The 1036-nt window shown below is 66.5% G+C and carries 1 protein-coding gene; it reads right to left on the bottom strand.

What is annotated here, in order from left to right:
- Positions 1-1024: NAD-dependent epimerase/dehydratase family protein (locus ABD901_RS58695; RefSeq protein WP_345145098.1), on the bottom strand; the 1024-nt coding region annotated here is incomplete at its 3' end.
- Between the last annotated feature and the right edge of the window lie 12 nt (positions 1025-1036).

The following is a 1036-nucleotide window of genomic DNA, read 5'->3' as shown; positions in this document are numbered from 1 at the left end:
AGAGCCGGCCTTCCTTGACCGCCTCGGTCACCCACGGGATGACCTCGTCGAGCATCTCCTCCAGCGACGTGGTCGCCTCGAAGCCGAGCACCTCGCGGGCCTTGGTGCAGTCCGGGACCCGCTTCTGCACGTCGTACTCGTACGGGTCGTCGGACACGACCCGCAGCGGCACGTCCGGGCCCTTGATCTTGCGCCAGATGACCTCGGCCAGCTCCAGGACCGTGGTCGACTCGGCGGTGGAGACGTTGAAGTCGTTGTTCAGGGCCGCCTCGGACTCCATCGCGGCGATGATGCCCTTGGCCAGGTCACCGCCGTAGGTGTAGTGGCGCACCTGGTCGCCGGAGCCGAGGATGTGCAGCGGGTCCTGACCCTTGATGATCTTCTGGACCAGGTCGGGCACGACGTGCGACATCGCGAGCTTCACGTTGCCGGAGAGGACCTCGACCTCGCCGAGCGCGCGGCCCTCGCCGACGCCGACGCAGTTGAACGGGCGCACGATCGTGTAGGGCAGCTTGTACTGGTCCCAGGCGGCCTTGGCGAAGTACTCCACGGCCAGCTTCTGGAAGCCGTAGGAGGACAGCGGCGGCGGGACGGCGCGCTCGTCGCCCTCCTTCGAGGGCCAGTGCGTGGTCGACTCGAAGACCATCGACGAGGACATGTACGTCATCTTCTTCAGCGTCCCGGCCTGGTGCGCCTTGATCGCGGCGTCGCAGGACGAGGCCATGATCCGCTCGTTGGTGGCGAGCAGGTCGTAGGCGTAGGCGTGGAAGTACGAGATGCCACCGATCAACGCCGCGCCGGCGATGAAGTGCTCGCAGCCGTCCAGCAGCTCGGTGACCAGGTCCACGTCGCGGGCGTCGCCCTCGACGAACCGGTAGTCCGGGTGGGAGTCGTAGCTACGGGTGACCGGACCGTACTTCGAGTAGTTGTCCAGGCCGACGACCTGGTAGCCGCGGGACAGCAGCTCCTCGACGACATATCCACCGATGAAGCCGGCCGAGCCGGTGACCAGGACCTTTGCCACAAACACTCCTTA

The sequence above is a fragment of the Dactylosporangium darangshiense genome (assembly GCF_039537565.1).
GTDB classification, from domain to species: domain Bacteria; phylum Actinomycetota; class Actinomycetes; order Mycobacteriales; family Micromonosporaceae; genus Dactylosporangium; species Dactylosporangium darangshiense.
Note: the sequence above shows the minus strand (reverse complement) of the source record. Positions and strands in the feature narration are given on the sequence as shown.